The sequence below is a fragment of the Mesorhizobium sp. P2_C5_2 genome (assembly GCF_056404535.1).
This window is the reverse complement of the sequence record NZ_JBFUDV010000009.1, coordinates 73,857-92,190: the sequence shown is the minus strand read 5'-3', so window position 1 is coordinate 92,190 and position 18,334 is coordinate 73,857. Positions and strand designations below refer to the sequence as shown.

Below are 18,334 nucleotides of genomic sequence, written 5' to 3'. Positions count from 1 at the left end.
TCGCGCCGCTATTTGGAGTCAGCGGGCGGCGGCGACCCGTGGCGCACGTAATTTTCAATCGCCTGGGCATAATTCGCCGAGCCGGTCTTGCGTTCCTTTTCTATGTAGCCGGCAAAGTAGCTCCAGAACGACACGGCATAGTCGCGAAAATAGGCGTCGGCGACATCGCGCGAGCAGAGCTTGCCTTCGACGCAGATGGACAGACGGTTGAGGAAATAGACGATGCGGTCGAAATTGTCGTTGAAATCGGCGATCGGCATGGTGCCGCCGCTGGCGGTCATCGCCTCGATGCCGATGCGTTGCCGAAACACCTGTTCCTCGGTCGGCGACGGCGTGGCGCTGAGCAGATTGTCGTATTTGGCGTTGAGTGCGGCCAGCCGTTCCTTGAGCGCGCGTTGTGCCTGCTGGAAATCCTTGCTTTCCCAAAGCTCGACCAGCGACATCGTCTGCTCGACGCGCTTCTGTTCCTGGCTTGCCAGAAACTGGAAGACCGAGAAGCCGAGGGTGAAGATGATCGCCAGGCGCACGGCGAGGCCCGACCAGGCATAGGCCAGCATGCGCCAGTCGCGATCGGTGAAGGGGTTTGATTCCTTCTTGATTTCGTGGCTGCTCGGCCACGGAAAACCTTCGGTGGTTTCCGGCAAGCTCTCCGGCTTCTTGGCCGGTGCCGGCGCCGATGTGGTTGGCGATTTTTGTGTTGCAGTGCCCCCCGGCTTTTTCATCCGCAGCTGTCCAGTTGGATGGTGGCGGAGGGGTCGAGCACGATACCAGGCGCCTCCAGCTTCTTTTTCAGGCAATCGAGCTGCGTTCGCGAAATCATGAACTGCACATCCGGCTCGGCGGCTGCCTTGTTCGGTGACGGCAAGGGCTCGACCACGCCACGCGAGGCGCAACTGGAGAGATCGACGACGACGGCGGTGCTGCCGGTCTTGGCGATCTGGTCGTACTGGTCGAGAAAACAGGTGGCGAGCTCGGAATTGGTGACGATCTGCTTGGCGCACAGGCCGCAGTTTTCGTCCGCCGAGGCGCTGCCAACCAGCAACAAGCCAACTGCAAGGCCGACGGTCGCTGCACGCCAGGAGAGCATGGGGATAGGCACTGATGTCCTCATCTGTTGCATCCCGCCGCAGCACATTGAGGCGCCGCGAACCGGGAAATGTTTCACTCTATCATGCCAGTAGCGCAAGAGCCGACAAAGCAATGTGAAGGTCGGGGCAATGCTCAGGCGCGCGGCACCGTCTCCATCGGGAAGATCATCACCGCGCCCTTCGGACCGCTCTTGTCGGCGAGCCGCATCACCGAGCGCGTCGCCGGCGCCATGCCGATATCGGCGAGCATGTCGGAGAAACCCGGTGTTCCCGATGCAGCTCGCGTCACGGCGCGGACGCCCTCCTGGGCGAGGAAGCTCAGATCTTCTTTTTCGCTCTGCGGCGGCGCCTCGGTCAGCACGGCGATCATGCGCTCCATGCCGAAGCTGGTGTCGGTGAAGGCGAGCAGGCCTTCCTTCAGACCCTGATCGGCCTGCTGGTTGATGGGCGCCAGCCGCTCGGCGACGATGTGGGTGATGGAATAGTCGCTGCCGATATAGAGCACGTTGATGTCGACGAATTCGTCGGATTCGTTCTTGGCTGAGATATGCACCTGGTCGCCCGGCGAAACGCGCGGCACGGTCGAGGATTCGATCGGCTCCATCGCGCCGCTGTCCCGCCGCTTGATCAGGAACTGGACGCTGACCTCGTCCGGCCGGTAGTCGGAAGCGGCGGCGAGCCGCGACAGGCCGGTGGCGCGGAAGACGGTGGTCAGGTTCTTGGCGGTGTTTTCGGCGAGCTTGTTGCGGCCATCTTGGTGGATGACGATGCGCGGCGGCTTGCTACCGTCCTTCAAGCTGATATCGCCGGATGCCGGCAGGAACCATAGCGCCGGCTCGTCGGTTGCATCTGCCGCGGCGCCAGCGATGGATTTTTCGCGTAGCACCGCCAGCCGCAGATCGGCGCTCTTGCCGGGCTCGACCAGCGCGATGTGGAAGCCGGAATTCGGCTTCGCCGCCAGTTCGTCGAGAACCGAATTGACGAGCTCGGTTTCCTTTTCGAGCCCTGCTGTCGGCGCCGGCCTTGCCACCAGCAGCTTGTAGTCGACCGCCAACTCGGCAACGCGGGCATAGGCGCCGGCAGGCACGGCTGTCGGCGCAAGCGCCGGCTTGCCGTCGAATTCGACCGGCTTGAGATTGCTCTCGAGGTTCCTGGCCGATTGCACTTCGAGATAGCCGACCGCATCGGACAGTTTCGACAGCGCCGAAGGCAGGATGGCGAGCTTGCTGCCGGGGGTGAGGCCTTGCAGCAGCCCGGCGCCGATCGCGACGTCGCCGTCCTTGACGGCAATTGGCCATTGCATGACGGCGTCGGTCTTGTCGGTGCCGAAGACGCGGGCGTCGAGCTCGCCCTCGAACAAAGGTGTCGGCCTTGTGCGGCCGTCGGCCGAATATTGCTGCAGCACGGCCTGGCCGAGCTGGCGATAAGTGACGTTGGGGTTCTCGGCCAGTTTCGACAGGATGGTGAAGGTGAACAGGCCGAAGCGCGGCGCGTCGGGCGTGCCCTTGGGCAGCGGCATTTCCGGCGTCGTCTCGACCGTCTGTGCAGCATAGAAGGCAACCAGCTTGCCCCGGGCGATCGGCTCGGCGCCGGTCGGCGTCAGGTTGAAGGCGGGCTTGCGGGCGCCGTTCTCGTCGAAACCGCGCGATGCGCTTGCCGAGATGTCGTCATAGGCCTTCACGGCCGCCGCTCTCGCCGCATCATCGCCACCGACGAGGTCGGCGAATTCCACCTTGCGCTCCAGTTCGTCATCGACCTCGGCGGCACGCGTTGCCGTGCCGGAATGGCAGCAATCGAACACGACCCAGACAAAGGCGCCCTTGTCTCGGATGGCGTCGAGTGCGGCGCCGACCTCGTTGTCGACCAGCGCGTTCGGCACGCCCTCTTCGCGGTTGATCCATTTGTCGATATCGGAGGGCAGGAAGATTTCGTCGAGGCCATCAGTCTCGTCGCCGGCCTTGGCCTGCGGCTGTTGCGCGCCGTGGCCAGACAGATGCAGATAGACGAAATCGTCGCGTTGCACCTTGCCGGCGAGATCAGCAAGCGCGGCCTTGATCGCCGCATGCGTCGGCGGGCCGTTGGCGCCTTCGACATCCTTGGCGAGCAAGGTCACGTTTTCGGTGGCGAATTTCACCGGATCGGGCGTGTTCTTCAGCAGGTAGTCGCGGACCAGGCCGGCATCGTTCTTCGGCCCGATCAGCCAGTTCTTCTGCGGCAGGTTGGGATAGTCGGTGCAGGCGACCAGCAGCGCATGATAGGTGCGCGAAGCGGCGAGGGTGCGGAACGAGACCGTACCGGCGGCCACAAGCGCCGACGTGCCGACGAGCAGCGTCCGCCGAGTCAGTTTGATCATGATTGCTTCCCCAAGCCCGATCGAATTTGCAAGTGCGGCACCTTTTGCCGAGGATTTTGTCAGTATTTTGAATGTGGTCGGTGCCGTCAACCGACGGTAGCGGTCATGGTGTCGATGGCGATAACGGAAACAGTGGCAAAAAGCCCGTTTCATCGCTATCTCAAGGAACTGAGAGTCAAAGAGATGGAGCATGACGTCGTCCGAAAACCGCTTCACACTTTTCGGCATCATGCTCTAAACGATCGGAAAACAGGATCATGGCGGCAAGGGATGTGCTGACGAAGAATCAGCTGAGCGTGCTCGAAAAACTCGAGGCCGCCAGCGGACCGCTCAGCGCCTATACGCTGCTCGACCAGCTGCGCGAGCGCGGTTTCCGCGCGCCGCTGCAGGTCTATCGGGCGCTCGACAGCCTGGTGAAGTCAGGTTTTGTGCACCGGCTCGAAAGCCTCAATTCCTTCGTCGCCTGCGCCGAGCCGCACGACCACAGCCATTCGATGACCGCCTTCGCCATTTGCGACACCTGCGGGCAGGTGACGGAAATGTCGGATCACGATGTCGACCATCGGCTCGACGAATGGGTGCGCTCTACCGGGTTCGCCGCCAAGAAGGCGGTGATCGAGTTTCGCGGGACGTGTGCGAAGTGTAGAGCTGAGGCTGCTTAGAGCCTTCGCTTCGTCATCCTAGGGCGAAGTGAACGCGAAGCGGAACGGCGACCCTAGGATCCATTCCGTGACATTTCGGACGATTGCAGCGGTGCAGAATAAATCTCCACAGCCTCGACGCTCAAGCGTCACGGCATGGATCCTAGGGTCTGCGCCGCGTCGCTACGCTCCTTGCTTCGCCCTAGGATGACGAAGCGGCGCTAGTGCGCCTCGTCCCAATTGTTCGCCGCCCGCGCGTCGACATGCAGCGGCACCGACATCGAGATTGCCGGCATCGGCGCGTTCTCCATGACACGTCGCACCACCGGGATTGTCGCTTCGACCTCCGCTTCCACCGTCTCGAAAATCAATTCGTCATGCACCTGCAACAGCATGCGGGCCGACAGGCCGGCCTTCTCCAGCGCCTCGTCCATATGCACCATGGCGCGGCGGATGATGTCGGCGGCGGTGCCTTGCAGCCTGGCGTTGATCGAGGCGCGCTCGTTGAAGGCACGGATCGACGGGTTTGACGACCGGATCTCCGGATAGTGGATGCGGCGGCCGAAGATGGTTTCGACGAAGCCATGTTCGCGGGCATAGGCCTTGGTCGCCTCGATATAGTCGCGGATGCCGGGGAAACGCTCGAAATACTTCTTGATGTAGGCGCCGGCTTCCTCGCGCGGGATCGACAGCTGGTTGGCGAGGCCAAAGGCCGAAATGCCGTAGATGATGCCGAAATTGATCGCCTTGGCGCGGCGACGCACTTCCGAAGGCATACCTTCGACCGGCACGGAGAACATCTCCGAGGCGGTGATGGCGTGGATGTCGGCGCCGTCGGCAAAAGCCTGCGTCAGCTGCGGAATTTCGGCGACATGGGCCAGCACGCGCAGTTCAATCTGGCTGTAGTCGGCCGAGACCAGTTTCTGGCCCTTGTCGGCGATGAAGGCGGTCCGGATCTTGCGTCCCTCGGCGGTGCGCACCGGGATATTCTGCAGATTGGGATCGGAGGAGGACAGCCGGCCCGTGGTCGTCGCGGCCAGCGCATAGGAGGTGTGCACGCGCTTGGTGTCGGGATGGATGAAGCCGGGCAGGGCGTCGGTGTAGGTCGATTTCAGCTTGGTCAACTGGCGCCAGTCGACGATCTTGCGCGGCAGTTCGTGGCCTTCAGCGGCGAGATCTTCCAGAAGCTGCGCCGAGGTCGACCATTGCCCGGTCTTGGTCTTGGAGCCGCCGGGGAAGCCCATGCGGCCGAACAATATATCGCCGAGCTGCTTTGGCGAACCGATGTTGATGCGCTCGCCGATGAGGCCGTAGATTTCCTCTTCCAGTCGCGCCGCGCCTTGCGCCAGCTCGCCGGAGAGCCGCGACAGGATCTGGCGGTCGACCGAGATGCCGCGCTGCTCCATCCGGGCCAGCACCGGCACCAGCGGCCGCTCCAGCCGCTCATAGACAGAGACCAGCCCCTTGGCCGCCAGCCGCGGCTTCAGCACCTGCCACAGCCGCAGCGCCACGTCGGCATGGCCTGCGGCGTAGGCGGTTGCCCTGTCGATGTCGACCTGCTCGAAACCGACCGAGCTTCTTCCCGAGCCGGCGAGGTCCTTGAGCGGGGTCGTGGCATGGCCAAGCCATTTGTCGGCAAGCGAGGACAGAGTGTGGTGACCGGTGCCGGCGTCGAGCACGTAGGAGATCAGCATCGTGTCGTCGAATGGCGCGATATCGATGCCGTGGCGGCTCATGACGACGATGTCGTATTTCGCGTCCTGGGCGATCTTGAGGACCGATTTGTCTTCCAGCAGCGGCTTCAGCAGCGCCAGCGCCTCGCGGACCGGAATCTGGTTCTCCAGCGTGCCGCCGCCAAGCAGGTCGCCGGCGCCGCTCTTGTGGGCGAGCGGCACATAGGCGGCGCGGCCGGGGCCGATCGCCAGGGAGAAACCGATGAGGTCGGCCAGCATCGGGTCCGACGAGGTGCTCTCAGTGTCGAAAGCGACGATGCCGGTCTCCTTCGCCTGGGCCAGCCAGGTCTTGAGGGTTGCCGTGTCGCGGATCGCGACATAGGCGCCGGGCTCGATTTTGGCGGCGGACGCCGCCTCGAGGCGAAGTGCCGAAAGCAAAGAAGGCGTATCACCGGCCTTGGCGCCGTCAGCCTTGGCTGCAGCTTGTGCTGCTTCGTTCGTTCCGGCGCTCACCGGTGTGCCGGACCCGACATCGGGACCATGCGCGGTGTCGGCGCGCTCGACGGTTACAGCGACGGCCTGGACGTCGCCGGCCTCGGTGCTGGTCGCTTCGGCCACGCGGCGGGTCAGCGAGGTGAATTCCATGGTCTTGAGGAAGCCGATCAGCTTCGGCCCGTCCGGCGCGTGCAGCACGAAATCGTCGAGACCGTCGGTGACCGGCACGTCGTTCTTCAGCGTTACCAGTTGGCGCGATATCCGCGCCTTGTCTGCATTGGCGATGATGGATTCGCGTCTTTTGTCCTGCTTGATCTCGCCGGCACGGGCGAGCAGCCCGTCAAGGTCGCCGAACTGTTCCAGCAATTGCGCTGCCGTCTTCGGCCCGATGCCGGGCACGCCAGGGACGTTGTCGACGGAGTCGCCGGTCAGCGCCTGCAGGTCGATCATCTTTTCCGGCGGTACGCCCCATTTCTCGATCACCTCGGGGATGCCGATCTGGCGGTCCTTCATCGGGTCGTACATGCCGACCGTGGGGCCGACCAGCTGCATCAGATCCTTGTCGGAGGAGATGATGGTGGTGTCGGCGCCGGCCTCGCAGGCAAGCTTGCAATAGGTGGCGATAAGATCGTCGGCCTCGAACCCTTCCATCTCGATGCAGGGCAGGTTGAAGGCGATGGTCGCCTGGCGGATCAGGCCGAATTGCGGGATCAGGTCTTCGGGCGGCGCGTTGCGGTTGGCCTTGTATTCCGGGTAGAGCTCGTTGCGGAAGGTTTTCGACGAATAGTCGAAAATGACCGCGAAATGCGTCGGCACAGTGCCTACATCGGTGTTGCGGGCGTCCTGCATCAGCTTCCACAGCATGTTGCAGAAGCCGGACACGGCGCCGACCGGCAGCCCATCGGATTTGCGGGTCAGCGGCGGCAGCGCATGGTAGGCACGAAAAATGTAGCCGGAGCCGTCGATAAGGAAGAGATGATCGCCTTTTTTCATGCCGGCAGGGATAGCGCGGCCAAGCGGCGCGGTCCATGGCAAAGGCGGGCTTCCACAGAGGTTGCGACGACATCCTGACAGAGCCTGTGCTCACACTGATGTTACAAAAGTGTAATTTTCGTGCCCTTGAAACGCCACGTTCGAAGACACAAATACAGGTTATCGGCAGTTTTCGCCGAGTCCGGAGCAAGGCCCGTCCCCCGCCTATCCCGGACAACTGCGGCAGCCTATCCCCCCTCTCCGGGCTGCCGCAACGTTTCGAGTAAAGGCCGCCGTGGTTCCCCCTCCACCACGGCGGCTCTTTTTTTGCCTTCTGATCTTTGATCAAGCAATTGCAGCCCGTGGTCCAACGATCGCGGGCTTTTCGTTTTGATGCGCTGCCTTTACGGTCCCGGCACCCAATCGAAAGGCTCGCCAGACATGTCCACCATTTCCCCCGTCCTCGACCGTCTCGACAAAAATCTCGACCAGAGCCTGGAGCGCCTGTTCGGCCTGCTCCGCATCAAGTCGATCTCCACCGATTCCGACTATGCCGCCGACTGCCGCAAAGCCGCCGAATGGCTGGTGGCGGAGCTCAAGCTGATCGGCTTCGATGCGTCCGTGCGCGACACGCCGGGACACCCTATGGTGGTTGCGCATCATGACGGCCCCGCCGGTTCGCCGCATGTGCTGTTTTACGGCCATTACGACGTGCAGCCGGTCGACCCGATCGAGCTGTGGGAAACCGACCCGTTCGCGCCGGCGGTGAAGGAGATCGAACCCGGCCACAAGGTGATCACCGGCCGCGGCTCGGCCGACGACAAGGGGCAGCTGATGACCTTCGTCGAGGCCTGCCGCGCCTGGAAGCAGGTGCATGGCAATCTGCCCTGCCGCATCACCATCCTGTTCGAGGGCGAGGAGGAGTCCGGCTCGCCGTCGCTGAAGCCGTTCCTCGAGGCCAATGCCGAAGAGCTGAAGGCCGACTTCGCTCTGGTCTGCGACACCGGCATGTGGGACCGCGAAACGCCGTCGATCTGCGTTGGCTTACGCGGACTGGTCGGCGAGGAAATAACCGTCAAGGCCGCGGATCGCGACCTGCATTCGGGCCTTTATGGTGGTGCCGCCGCCAATCCGATCCGCATCCTGGCGAAAATCCTGGCCGACATCCATGACGAGAACGGCCACATCACCATTCCAGGCTTCTATGACGGGGTCGAGGAGACGCCGTCGCAGATCCTGAAATCCTGGGAGACGCTGGGCGAGACCGCCGAGACCTTCCTCGGGCCGATCGGCCTGTCGATCCCGTCCGGCGAAAAAGGCCGTTCGGTGCTGGAACTCACCTGGGCGCGGCCGACGGCCGAATTCAACGGCATCATCGGCGGCTATACCGGCAAGGGGTTCAAGACGGTGATCGCGGCGGAAGCCTCGGCAAAAATCTCCTTCCGCCTCGTCCACAAGCAGAATCCCGAAAAGATCCGCGCCGCGTTCCAGAAATTCGTCAGGGAACGCATTCCCGCGGACTGTTCGGTCGAATTCCACCCGCATGGCGGCGGGCCGGCAATTCAGCTTTCCTACGACTCGCCGTTCCTGGCCAAGGCCAAGAATGCGCTGTCAGATGAATGGCCGAAGCCCGCCGTGACGACGGGCAGCGGCGGTTCGATTCCGGTGGTTGGCGACTTCCAGACCTATCTCGGCATGGAATCGCTGCTGGTCGGATTCGGCCTCGACGACGACCGCATCCACTCGCCCAACGAGAAATACGAGCTGACCTCCTTCCACAAAGGCCAGCGCTCCTGGGCGCGCATTCTTGATGCGCTGACGCGCTGAAACGTGAAATCACGAATAGCGTGAGAATCAACTTTCTGTTGATTTTTCTCCGGATCGCGGCGACGAGGGGGCACGCCGCGATCCGGAGAAAACAATGGCCGACATCCGCTTCCACAAAAATGATCTTCCCGACCTTTCGCACTACAATGTCGACGCCGTGGCCATCGACACCGAGACGCTGGGGCTGAACCCGCACCGCGACCGGCTGTGCGTGGTGCAGATCTCGCCGGGCGATGGCTCCGCCGACGTGATCCAGATCGCGCCCGGGCAGAAAAAGGCGCCGAACCTGGTGAGCCTGCTCCGCAACCGCGGCATCACAAAGCTGTTCCATTACGGCCGTTTCGACCTTGCCGTGCTCTACAACGCCTTCGGCGTCATGCCCGAGCCGGTGTTCTGCACCAAGATCGCCTCGCGGCTGACCCGTACCTATACCGACCGGCACGGGCTGAAGGACATCTGCTTCGAACTGCTCGGCGTCGGCCTGTCGAAGGCGCAGCAATCGTCGGACTGGGCGGCCGAGACCTTGTCGCCCGAACAGCTCGAATATGCCGCTTCCGACGTGCTCTATCTGCACCGCCTGCGCGATGTGCTGGCCGGACGCCTGGCGCGGGACGGGCGCACCAAAGAGGCCGACGCCTGCTTCCGCTTCCTGCCGACCCGCGCCAAGCTCGATCTGATGGGCTGGAACGAAGAGGATATCTTTGCCCACAGCTAATGGCCTTCGGATGATCTGCTTCCGGTGGCCTTGGAACCAGATGAACGCCGCGGCGTTCTGTCGGCTCAATGAGGGGATGACATGACAGACCGAAAGCCGATAGCAACCGCTCCGACCGACGGGTCCAAGGTCACTGTCCTGTGGAAGGACGGCGCCGGTGTCGTCAGCGAATCCGTCGGGCAATATCGTGACGGCGCCTGGTGGGTCTACACCGACAGCGATACCCAGAAAAAGGTCGATCCTACCAGTTGGCGGCCGGCCTCCAGCGACGCTGACGACGACCAATGAGCGCCGCTGGCGAGGTAGCCTGCTTTCGCATAGCCTGAAGTCGTTGAAAACGAGGCTGATTCGGGGCCTTCCGCTCCGTCGCCGCCTCTCTTCCTGGAGGGACTCGCCATGGGCATCGAAAGCCTTCTCATCTTCCTGATTATCGGCGCCATTGCCGGCTGGCTCGCCGGACTCATCGTCTCGGGCTTCGGCTTCGGCCTGATTGGCAACATCGTCGTCGGCATCATCGGCGCCTTCATCGCCGGCTGGCTGTTCCCACGACTCGGCTTTGCCATTGGTGGCGGCATTCTCGCTGCCATCATCAACGCCACGATCGGCGCCGTCATCCTGCTGGTGCTGGTCAAGGTCCTGAAACGAGCCTGAAGCTCAAGACGACAAAGGGCGCGCCATGAAGCAGAACACGCTCTATCTCATCATTGGCGCGCTCGTCGTCGTGGTCATCGCGCTCGGCGTCTATGTCTACCGCGAGCAGACCAAGCCGAAAGGCGTCGAGCTCAAGATCGACGACAAGGGCATTTCGATCCAGCAGAACTGAGCCTGCCGTCGACGGCGGCGGGGCGCCGGCTAGCTGCATGTAAAAAGGCATTGGCGAGGTCTCCCGCGATTGCCCCGACATGGAATTCGAATGACGGATCGACGCTTCGGCGCTATGATGTCGACATAGGACGTTTGGGGTCAACCAACCTACTACTAGGAGGTTGCCATGAAACACCAAACACTGGACCAACTGCATGCAGTGGCCGAGGTCAACACACAGCCGGTAATGAGCCGAACCCAACGTCTCGTACGTTGGGCCGAACTTCTTGAACGTGAGCCCAGCCGGCTCCTGACCGCGCTCGCCGGGACTGAATACCGTGCCCCGCCGGAGCGCGATGTCATGCGAGGCGATGGCTCGCCGATAGCGGTTGCCTTCACGGACCCCATATTGCACGACGAAGGTCTGAAAGACGACAGCTATGGCGAAGCCAAGCGCTTCTTCGAGCTGACCGACCACCAACTGCACGAGATCGTCTGCTACTGCCATGTCGGCGAGGTTATGCAATCGTCCAGGGCAGCGCTCTCGGTTCGTGCGGCGATCGGCTGACGCATGTCCACCAGGTGATTACCTGGTGACGGGTGATTTTGGGGCGCGGTCGAACGCGAAGCTGCGACCATTTGCGATCGCGCCCCAACGCGGAACATGTCCGCGACTGCCTGGTCGCGGCTGAGAATGGCTCGGGCCTTGGCGCCCGGACAAAATGCCACGCGAGGATTGTTCCTTCGCGGCGGGCGCGACTGCTTGCCAGCGCCAAAATCAGGGGCTCGAACAGCGCGATCACTGCCGGACCCCAGGCATTTGATTATCAATCGCCTTGAATTTTTCCGACTTAACGCGCCCTTAAACCGCCGCATCTACCCTCCAACCCGAGCGCCATTGGCACCGGGAAGACAGCGCAACGCATGGCGAACCGCAGAGACAGTCGCATCGAACCCAGCTTCGAGGGATCGCCAAAGGCGAAAACTCCGGCCGGTTTTTCGGTGAACGAGGAGGATCGCGTCGTGCCGGGCAATCGCAAAACCTCCACGGCGCGCAAAACCTCCAAGGCAAAATCATCGTCGCGCGGTAGGCGCGGCAAAGGCCGGCGCGGCCTGTTCGGTGTGCTGGCGCGAATGTTCTACTGGTGCTTCGTGCTCTGCATCTGGGGCGGCATCGCGGTGGCCGGCATTGTCGTCTATTACGGCGCCAAGATGCCGGCGGCCACCACCTGGTCGATCCCCGACCGCGCGCCAAACATCAAGATCGTTTCGGTCGACGGGCAGTTGCTCGCCAACCGAGGCATGAGCGGCGGCGAGGCCGTCGGCCTGCACGAAATGTCGCCCTACATTCCCGAAGCCGTCATCGCCATCGAGGACCGCCGCTTCTATTCGCATTTCGGCATCGACCCGATCGGCCTGTCGCGCGCCATGGTGACCAACATTCTGGGCGGCCATTTCTCGCAAGGCGGCTCGACGCTGACCCAGCAGCTGGCCAAGAACCTGTTCCTGAAGCCCGACCGCACGCTGGAGCGCAAAGTGCAGGAGGTGCTGCTGTCGCTCTGGCTGGAGCACAAGCACACCAAGGACCAGATCCTCGAAATGTACCTCAACCGGGTCTATTTCGGCTCCGGCGCCTATGGCGTCGAGGCGGCTTCGCGGCGCTATTTCGGCAAGAGCGCGCGCGATGTCACTCTGTCGGAGGCAGCCCTTCTCGCTGGTCTGCTCAAAGCGCCGTCGCGGCTGTCGCCGGCGCGCGACCCGAAGGCGGCGGAACAGCGTTCGCAGCTGGTGCTCGCCGCCATGCGCGACGAAGGCAAGATCAGCGCCAAGGAACTGGCCTCGGCGATGAGCGCGCCGGCAACGCGCGCGCCGTCCTACTGGACCGGTTCGGAAAACTATGTCGCCGACACGATCATGGAAGAACTGCCCGACCTGATCGGAGACGTGCGCAGCGATATCGTCGTCGACACCACTGTCGATCTGAACCTGCAGAAGCTTGCCGAACAGTCGATCCGCCGGCTGATCGACGACAGCGGCAAGAAGCTCAATGTCAGCCAGGGCGCCCTGGTGTCGATCGACAATTCCGGCGCCGTGCGCGCCATGGTCGGCGGTTACGACTATTCGACCAGCCAGTTCGACCGCGCCTCGGAAGCGCGCCGCCAGCCCGGCTCGGCGTTCAAGCCGTTCGTTTATATGGCCGCGCTCGAAGCCGGTCGCACACCCGACAGCGTGCGCAACGACGCGCCGATCAAGATCGGCAAATGGACGCCGGACAACTACGGCGGCAAATATTTCGGCAAGGTGACGCTGGCGACCGCGCTGGCGAAATCGCTCAATTCGGTCGCCGCGCAGCTGACCATGGAGGTCGGGCCTGACGCGGTGGTCGAAGCGGCGCACCGCATGGGCATCCAGTCCGATCTGATCGCCAACACCTCGATCGCGCTCGGCACTTCGGAAGTGACGCCGCTGGAGCTGACATCGGCCTATGTGCCCTTCGCCAATGGCGGCTACAAGCCTGACATCCATTTCATCCGCCGCATCACCACCACCGAAGGCAAGGTGCTTTTTGACGACAATGGTGGCAGCGCGCCGCGCGTCGTCAAACAGGACATTGTCGGCATGATGAACTCGATGATGACCGGGACGGTTGAGATCGGTACGGCAAAGAAAGCGGCTTTCGCCTGGCCGTCGGCCGGCAAGACCGGCACCAGCCAGAATTCACGCGACGCCTGGTTCGTCGGCTACACCGCAAACCTCACCACCGGCGTGTGGTTCGGCAATGATGACGGCACGCCGATGAAGAAGGTCACCGGCGGCGCGCTGCCGGCACAGGCCTGGCACGAGTTCATGGTCGCCGCGCATGAAGGCGTGCCGGTCAGGCCGCTGCCCGGCACCTGGAAGTCGACGCCGCCCGACACCATTGTCCCCGACGATATACCGTCCGCCGACAACAACCAGCCGGCGCCGTTGCCTGCCGTATCCGTTGGCCAGTCGGCGCCCGCTGCTGCTCCGGCGCCTTCTGCTGCCCCAGCACAAGCGCCGGTCCGCCGTCCGTCCGAAACCGTCGATGCCGACGGTTTCGACATGCCTGGCGACGGCGGCACCACCGCCTCGATCAAGCATCCGGTGCCGCCCGGCAGCGTCGGCGGCCCGACCAAGAAGCGCAAGACCTCGATCCTCGATATTCTCGGCGGCGGCTGAGCGACAAGTCGCCTCTCGCCAGCAAGGTTACCTTCGGCTACATCTCCGGCCGGAGACTTCGCTATGGCCGAAACCGACACCAGAAAAACCATCGTGCTGACCGGCGCCAGTCGCGGCATCGGCCATGCCACGGTCAAGCGCTTTTCGCGCGAGGGCTGGCGGGTCATCACCTGTTCGCGCCAGGCCTTTGCTGAGGACTGCCCGTGGCCGGCCGGCCCGGAGGATCACATAAAGGTCGACCTCGCCGACCAGGAGGATGTCGGCATCGCCGTCTCGGAAATACGCCATCGGCTGGAAGCGCATGGCGGCCAGTTGCACGCGCTGGTCAACAATGCCGGCATTTCGCCGAAGCTCAAGGACGGCAACAGCCGGATGGATTCGATCGACACGCCGATGCATGTCTGGCGCGACGTTTTCCAGGTCAATTTCTTCGCGCCGATTATGCTCGCGCGTGGCCTTTTCAAGGAGCTTGCTGCGGCCAAGGGCTCGATCGTCAACGTCACCTCGATCGCCGGCACCCGCGTGCATCCTTTCGCCGGCACCGCCTATGCGACCTCGAAGGCAGCACTTGGCTCGCTGACGCGCGAGATGGCGCATGATTTCGGCCCGCACGGCATCCGCGTCAATGCGATTGCGCCGGGCGAGATCGACACCGCGATCCTGTCGCCGGGCACCGACAAGATCGTCGAGACGATCCCGCTCAGAAGGCTCGGCGCCACGGCTGAGGTCGCCGACATCATCTTCTTCCTGTGCTCACAGCAGGCGTCCTATGTGACGGGCTCGGAAATCCACATCAATGGCGGCCAGCACGTTTGAGCCGGCCGATTTCAGGCTAGGGGCCGTTCCTAGTCGGCGATTGTGAGGACAGCCTTGCCGCTGAAGCTGCGCTGCCGCAGGGCGTCCAGGGCCTGGGCGATGTCCGTCCACGGCAGGGTCAGCGACACGCGGGTTTCCAGCCGGCTAGCTGCGACCAGAGCGAGCAGCGAGGCTATATCGGCGCCGATGGCCGGACCGGACGTATAGTACGCGAAGGTTTGAAGCCTCGCCCCCTCGTGGCCGGGAACGAACTGTCTGAAGCCAATCGGCGTCAGCTCGCCACTGCTTGAGCCGAACATGACGATGGTGCCGCCCGGTGCGACGCGTTCGATGGCCTGGGCGAGGCTTTCGCCGCCGACCGACTCGGTGATCAGCGAGAACAGCCCTTTGGCCAGCTCGATCGACTCGACAACCTGTTTGGCTCCAAGGCTGCGCAGATCCTCGGTGTGCCGGGCGGCGGCGATCGCGGTTACGCAGGCGCCTTGCTCGCGAGCGACCTGGATCTGGAAACGGCCGACCGCGCCGCTTGCGCCGGTGATCAGGACCTGCTGGCCGGCAAGGTCGCCGCCATGGCGCAAGACCCTCAGCGCCGTCGTGCCCGCGACCGGAAGCGTAGCGGTGGAAACGAAGCTGACCTCGTCCGGGATGACGGCGAGACGGTCGGTCGGAACGGCGACGCGTTCGGCCCAGCCGGCCTCGTCGACCAAAGCCACAACCCGGGCGCCCACAGCTGGTCCGGAACCATCGGCCGCTGCCCGCTCGACAACGCCAACCACATCCTGGCCAGGTATCCAGCCTTCCGGGCGTATGGTGAGCAGGCGCAGTTCGCCGCGGTTCAACGAGGTTGCGCGGACCGACACCAGCGCTTCGTTGGCAAGTGGCCGGGGTTCTTCGATTTCGGCGAGCCTGAGCCGGGTGGCGCTGGCGGGAGAGATGACGAGGGCGCGCATGGGTCGAACCTTCCCGGTGGCTTGTGGATGCCCCGGACTCTATCGACTTCCCCGTTCAAAGAATTTAGCTATCATGGCGAGTAATCGCTAAAATTGGTCAATGATGAGACAGCCGCTCCGCTACCCCTGGGTCAATTTCGACGTCGATGAAATGGCCGCGCCTGCAATTGCCGTGCGCGTCGACGTCACCGAAACCAGGGCGGAAGTGGCTACCCATTGGCACCGCAAGTGCCAACTCGTCTTCGCGCTCGGCGGTGGCGTTACATGCCGCGTCCCAAGTGGCTTGTGGATGGTGCCGCCGCACTGCGGTGTGTGGATTCCCGGCGGTATGGAACACAGCAACATCGCGACCGCCAATGCGCGGATTTTCTTCGTCTACATCGAGCCGGGAGCTACCGATCTGCCGGACCGGTGCTGCACGCTGTCGATCTCGCCGCTGCTGCGCGAGCTGATCATCGAGCTGGCGGATCGCGTTGAGGAGGATGAGGCGAGGGACGAACTCCTGGCCCGAATACTGCTCTCCGAACTGCCATGCATGCCGGTCCAGCAGCTGCATCTGCCGATTTCCTCAGAGCCGCGCTTGCGGCGGATCGCCGAGGCGCTGGCGCAAGACCCTGCCGACCGCAGCACGCTGGCGGAATGGGCCAGTCGCGTCGCGCTCTCAGAGAGCAGTCTCGGCCGTCTGGTGGTGAAGGAGACCGGCCTGAGCTTCGGCCGCTGGCGCCAGCAATTGCACTTGATCGTCGCCATACGCGAGCTGGCCTCCGGCGCCAGCGTGCAGCAGGTTTCGGGCGATCTCGGCTATGGCTCCGTCACCGCCTTCATCACCATGTTCAAGAAGGCGCTTGGCAAGCCGCCGGCAAAATATCTCGCGAGCGTCGCGCACAATGGCGGCTCTGGCTTCGTGGCGTAGTCAACGCTCTACCGACAAGCCTCAAGCCGGGGAGGGTTCGATGGCCTCGGGTCGCGGCGTTGGCTTTGGCCCCATCACCTCTTCCACGATGCCGCGGGCGATTTCGCGCTCGCCCATGATGACGGTGTCGGCGCCGAGCCCCTTGAGATGCTCGACCTCGGCGTCGGAATGGGCGCGTGCGATGACGTTGATGCCGGGGTTGGCGGCGCGTGCCCTGATCACGACCTGCCCGGCCTCGAAGGCGTTGGGGATGGCAAGGATCAGGCGTTTGGCGCCTTGGGGATTGGCGGCGGCGAACACGCCCGCATTGGCCGCATTGCCGGACACGGTCTCGACGCCGTCGTCTCTCAGCCTGGCCAGCGTCTTGTCGGCGTCCTCGATGACCAGGAAGGGCAGCGACGCCTCTCTCAGCGCCGCACCCACTAGGCTGCCGACGCGGCCATAGCCGATCAGGATGGTGTGACCGGAAAGCGTCGTGCGCGGCGGCGGACCATCCTCTTTTGCTGTGGCGGCCACCGAGGCCACCTGTCCGGGTTGCGTCGCCGGGCCGACCGGCCTGGCCTCTTCCGGTGGCGCTGCCTTGGCGGCGCGCGCGTCCAGCCATGGCTTCATCCAGTCAAGCGCGAGGAACATCAGCGGATTGATGAGGATCGACAGGATGGCGCCGGCCAGGATCAGGTCGCGTCCCTGTTCGGGCAACAGTTTCAGCCCGACGCCGAGCTCGGCCAGGATGAAGGAGAATTCACCGATCTGGGCAAGGCTGGCCGAGATCATCAAGGCGGTCGCCAGCGGATAGCGGAAGGCGATGACGATGACGAAGGCGGCCAGAGATTTGCCGATGACGATGATCGCCAGCGTCGCCAGGATCGGCCAGCCGTTGCTCATCAGGCTGAACGGGTCGAACAGCATGCCGACCGAGACGAAAAACAGCACCGAGAAGGCGTCGCGCAACGGTAGCGATTCTTCCGCCGCGCGGTGGCTGAGTTCGGATTCGCTCATGATCATGCCGGCAAAGAAGGCGCCCAGCGCCAGCGAGACGCCGAACAGTTTGGCGGCCCCGAAGGCGACGCCGAGCGCGATCGCCAGCACCGCCAGCCGGAACAGCTCACGCGAGCCGGTATGGGCGACATAGTGCAGGATCCACGGGATCACCCGGCGGCCGACAACCAGCATGACGACGACGAAGGCGACGACCTTGGCCAGCGTGAGCCCGACGACGCCCCAGATGCCGTAACTGGCCGGCAGTGACAAAAGGCTGGCATGGTCATCGACCTGCGGCTGGCCGCCGAGCACGCCGGCAAGGGCCGGCAACAGCACCAGCGCCAGCACCATGGCCAGGTCCTCGACGATCAGCCAGCCGACGGCGATGCAGCCGCGCTCGGTCTCGATCAGCCGCCGCTCCTGCAGGGCGCGCAGCAGCACCACGGTCGACGCCACCGAAAGCGCCAGGCCGAAGACAAGGCCGGCGCCCATCGACCAGCCGAGCATCCAGGCAAGGCCGGCGCCGAGCGCGGTGGCAAAGCCGATCTGGACGATGGCGCCTGGTACGGCAATGGCGCGGACCGACAGCAGGTCCTTCAGCGAGAAATGCAGGCCGACGCCGAACATGAGCAGGATGACGCCGATTTCGGCGAGCTCATTGGCAAGGCCGGCATCGGCGACAAAACCAGGCGTGTTCGGCCCGACCAGCACGCCGGCGACGAGATAGCCGACCAGCGGTGGGATGCGAAAACGGTTGGCGAGCGCCCCGAAGATGAATGCCAGCCCCAGACCGGCGACGATGGTTGCGATAAGGGGCGTGTCATGCGGCATTGTCTATGGAGCGCCTTTCCGGAAATCGTGATGTCGGGTGTGCGCCGCCCGAAGCCGCCGCCTTTGCAATATGG

Annotated in this window: 16 protein-coding genes; 10 read left to right on the top strand and 6 right to left on the bottom strand. The window is 63.7% G+C overall.

Annotated elements, in window-relative coordinates:
• Window positions 1-8: 8 nt before the first annotated feature.
• From AC1D1B_RS27995 to AC1D1B_RS27985, 3 genes are all read right to left on the bottom strand, one after another.
• Window positions 9-722, bottom strand: coding sequence for a DUF4760 domain-containing protein (locus tag AC1D1B_RS27995; RefSeq protein WP_477336300.1), 714 nt, complete (start codon window positions 720-722; stop codon window positions 9-11).
• On the bottom strand, window positions 719-1,099 hold the full coding sequence (locus AC1D1B_RS27990; RefSeq protein ID WP_477336298.1) for a hypothetical protein: 381 nt from the start codon (window positions 1,097-1,099) through the stop codon (window positions 719-721). The genes AC1D1B_RS27995 and AC1D1B_RS27990 overlap by 4 nt, the downstream gene beginning before the upstream one ends.
• Window positions 1,100-1,221: 122 nt before the next feature.
• Window positions 1,222-3,441 (bottom strand): caspase family protein, encoded by a 2,220-nt coding sequence (locus AC1D1B_RS27985; protein ID WP_477336296.1) that lies wholly within the window; start codon window positions 3,439-3,441, stop codon window positions 1,222-1,224.
• 257 nt (window positions 3,442-3,698) lie between these two features.
• Between AC1D1B_RS27985 and AC1D1B_RS27980 the strand changes: the two genes are divergently transcribed.
• Window positions 3,699-4,103, top strand: coding sequence for a Fur family transcriptional regulator (locus AC1D1B_RS27980; RefSeq protein WP_112562754.1), 405 nt, complete (start codon window positions 3,699-3,701; stop codon window positions 4,101-4,103).
• A 200-nt stretch (window positions 4,104-4,303) separates the two neighbouring features.
• Here AC1D1B_RS27980 and polA read toward each other — a convergent pair whose 3' ends face one another.
• The gene (gene polA / locus AC1D1B_RS27975) at window positions 4,304-7,243 is read right to left on the bottom strand and encodes a DNA polymerase I (RefSeq protein ID WP_477336470.1); all 2,940 of its coding nucleotides are present in this window, start codon (window positions 7,241-7,243) and stop codon (window positions 4,304-4,306) included.
• Window positions 7,244-7,663: 420 nt separating this feature from the next.
• Between polA and AC1D1B_RS27970 the strand changes: the two genes are divergently transcribed.
• From AC1D1B_RS27970 to AC1D1B_RS27935, 8 genes are all read left to right on the top strand, one after another.
• Window positions 7,664-9,049, top strand: coding sequence for a dipeptidase (locus AC1D1B_RS27970; RefSeq protein WP_477336294.1), 1,386 nt, complete (start codon window positions 7,664-7,666; stop codon window positions 9,047-9,049).
• Window positions 9,050-9,143: 94 nt separating this feature from the next.
• Window positions 9,144-9,764 (top strand): ribonuclease D, encoded by a 621-nt coding sequence (locus AC1D1B_RS27965; RefSeq protein ID WP_477336292.1) that lies wholly within the window; start codon window positions 9,144-9,146, stop codon window positions 9,762-9,764.
• Window positions 9,765-9,845: 81 nt separating this feature from the next.
• Entirely contained in the window at window positions 9,846-10,052 is a 207-nt protein-coding gene (locus tag AC1D1B_RS27960) for a hypothetical protein (RefSeq protein ID WP_477336290.1), read from the top strand.
• A 108-nt stretch (window positions 10,053-10,160) separates the two neighbouring features.
• Window positions 10,161-10,415, top strand: a complete 255-nt coding sequence (locus AC1D1B_RS27955) for a GlsB/YeaQ/YmgE family stress response membrane protein (protein ID WP_181059576.1) — start codon at window positions 10,161-10,163, stop codon at window positions 10,413-10,415.
• A 25-nt stretch (window positions 10,416-10,440) separates the two neighbouring features.
• On the top strand, window positions 10,441-10,587 hold the full coding sequence (locus AC1D1B_RS27950) for a hypothetical protein (RefSeq protein WP_019861232.1): 147 nt from the start codon (window positions 10,441-10,443) through the stop codon (window positions 10,585-10,587).
• A gap of 168 nt (window positions 10,588-10,755) precedes the next feature.
• The gene (locus AC1D1B_RS27945; protein ID WP_112562746.1) at window positions 10,756-11,136 is read left to right on the top strand and encodes a hypothetical protein; all 381 of its coding nucleotides are present in this window, start codon (window positions 10,756-10,758) and stop codon (window positions 11,134-11,136) included.
• A 356-nt stretch (window positions 11,137-11,492) separates the two neighbouring features.
• On the top strand, window positions 11,493-13,769 hold the full coding sequence (locus AC1D1B_RS27940; RefSeq protein ID WP_477336287.1) for a transglycosylase domain-containing protein: 2,277 nt from the start codon (window positions 11,493-11,495) through the stop codon (window positions 13,767-13,769).
• Window positions 13,770-13,832: 63 nt separating this feature from the next.
• A complete protein-coding gene (locus tag AC1D1B_RS27935) occupies window positions 13,833-14,585 on the top strand; it encodes an SDR family NAD(P)-dependent oxidoreductase (RefSeq protein ID WP_023733595.1) in 753 nt (250 codons plus the stop codon).
• A 29-nt stretch (window positions 14,586-14,614) separates the two neighbouring features.
• Here the strand turns inward: AC1D1B_RS27935 and AC1D1B_RS27930 are convergent, their stop codons facing one another.
• Window positions 14,615-15,535: a zinc-binding dehydrogenase gene (locus tag AC1D1B_RS27930; protein WP_477336285.1), complete on the bottom strand. Its 921-nt coding sequence runs from the start codon at window positions 15,533-15,535 to the stop codon at window positions 14,615-14,617.
• Window positions 15,536-15,638: 103 nt separating this feature from the next.
• On the opposite strand from AC1D1B_RS27930, the gene AC1D1B_RS27925 reads away from it, so the two are divergent.
• Window positions 15,639-16,448 (top strand): AraC family transcriptional regulator, encoded by an 810-nt coding sequence (locus AC1D1B_RS27925; protein WP_477336283.1) that lies wholly within the window; start codon window positions 15,639-15,641, stop codon window positions 16,446-16,448.
• 21 nt (window positions 16,449-16,469) lie between these two features.
• On the opposite strand, the gene AC1D1B_RS27920 is transcribed toward AC1D1B_RS27925, so the two are convergent.
• Window positions 16,470-18,260: a cation:proton antiporter domain-containing protein gene (locus AC1D1B_RS27920; RefSeq protein ID WP_477336281.1), complete on the bottom strand. Its 1,791-nt coding sequence runs from the start codon at window positions 18,258-18,260 to the stop codon at window positions 16,470-16,472.
• Window positions 18,261-18,334 lie beyond the last annotated feature (74 nt).

Coding starts and splice junctions, on each gene's coding strand:
- AC1D1B_RS27925 (WP_477336283.1), top strand. CDS start 15,639: ATGAGACAGCCGCTCCGCTACCCCTGGGTCAATTTCGACGTCGATGAA.
- AC1D1B_RS27930 (WP_477336285.1), bottom strand. CDS start 15,535: ATGCGCGCCCTCGTCATCTCTCCCGCCAGCGCCACCCGGCTCAGGCTC.
- AC1D1B_RS27920 (WP_477336281.1), bottom strand. CDS start 18,260: ATGCCGCATGACACGCCCCTTATCGCAACCATCGTCGCCGGTCTGGGG.
- AC1D1B_RS27995 (WP_477336300.1), bottom strand. CDS start 722: ATGAAAAAGCCGGGGGGCACTGCAACACAAAAATCGCCAACCACATCG.
- AC1D1B_RS27965 (WP_477336292.1), top strand. CDS start 9,144: ATGGCCGACATCCGCTTCCACAAAAATGATCTTCCCGACCTTTCGCAC.
- AC1D1B_RS27945 (WP_112562746.1), top strand. CDS start 10,756: ATGAAACACCAAACACTGGACCAACTGCATGCAGTGGCCGAGGTCAAC.
- AC1D1B_RS27950 (WP_019861232.1), top strand. CDS start 10,441: ATGAAGCAGAACACGCTCTATCTCATCATTGGCGCGCTCGTCGTCGTG.
- AC1D1B_RS27955 (WP_181059576.1), top strand. CDS start 10,161: ATGGGCATCGAAAGCCTTCTCATCTTCCTGATTATCGGCGCCATTGCC.
- AC1D1B_RS27935 (WP_023733595.1), top strand. CDS start 13,833: ATGGCCGAAACCGACACCAGAAAAACCATCGTGCTGACCGGCGCCAGT.
- AC1D1B_RS27970 (WP_477336294.1), top strand. CDS start 7,664: ATGTCCACCATTTCCCCCGTCCTCGACCGTCTCGACAAAAATCTCGAC.
- polA (WP_477336470.1), bottom strand. CDS start 7,243: ATGAAAAAAGGCGATCATCTCTTCCTTATCGACGGCTCCGGCTACATT.
- AC1D1B_RS27960 (WP_477336290.1), top strand. CDS start 9,846: ATGACAGACCGAAAGCCGATAGCAACCGCTCCGACCGACGGGTCCAAG.
- AC1D1B_RS27985 (WP_477336296.1), bottom strand. CDS start 3,441: ATGATCAAACTGACTCGGCGGACGCTGCTCGTCGGCACGTCGGCGCTT.
- AC1D1B_RS27940 (WP_477336287.1), top strand. CDS start 11,493: ATGGCGAACCGCAGAGACAGTCGCATCGAACCCAGCTTCGAGGGATCG.
- AC1D1B_RS27980 (WP_112562754.1), top strand. CDS start 3,699: ATGGCGGCAAGGGATGTGCTGACGAAGAATCAGCTGAGCGTGCTCGAA.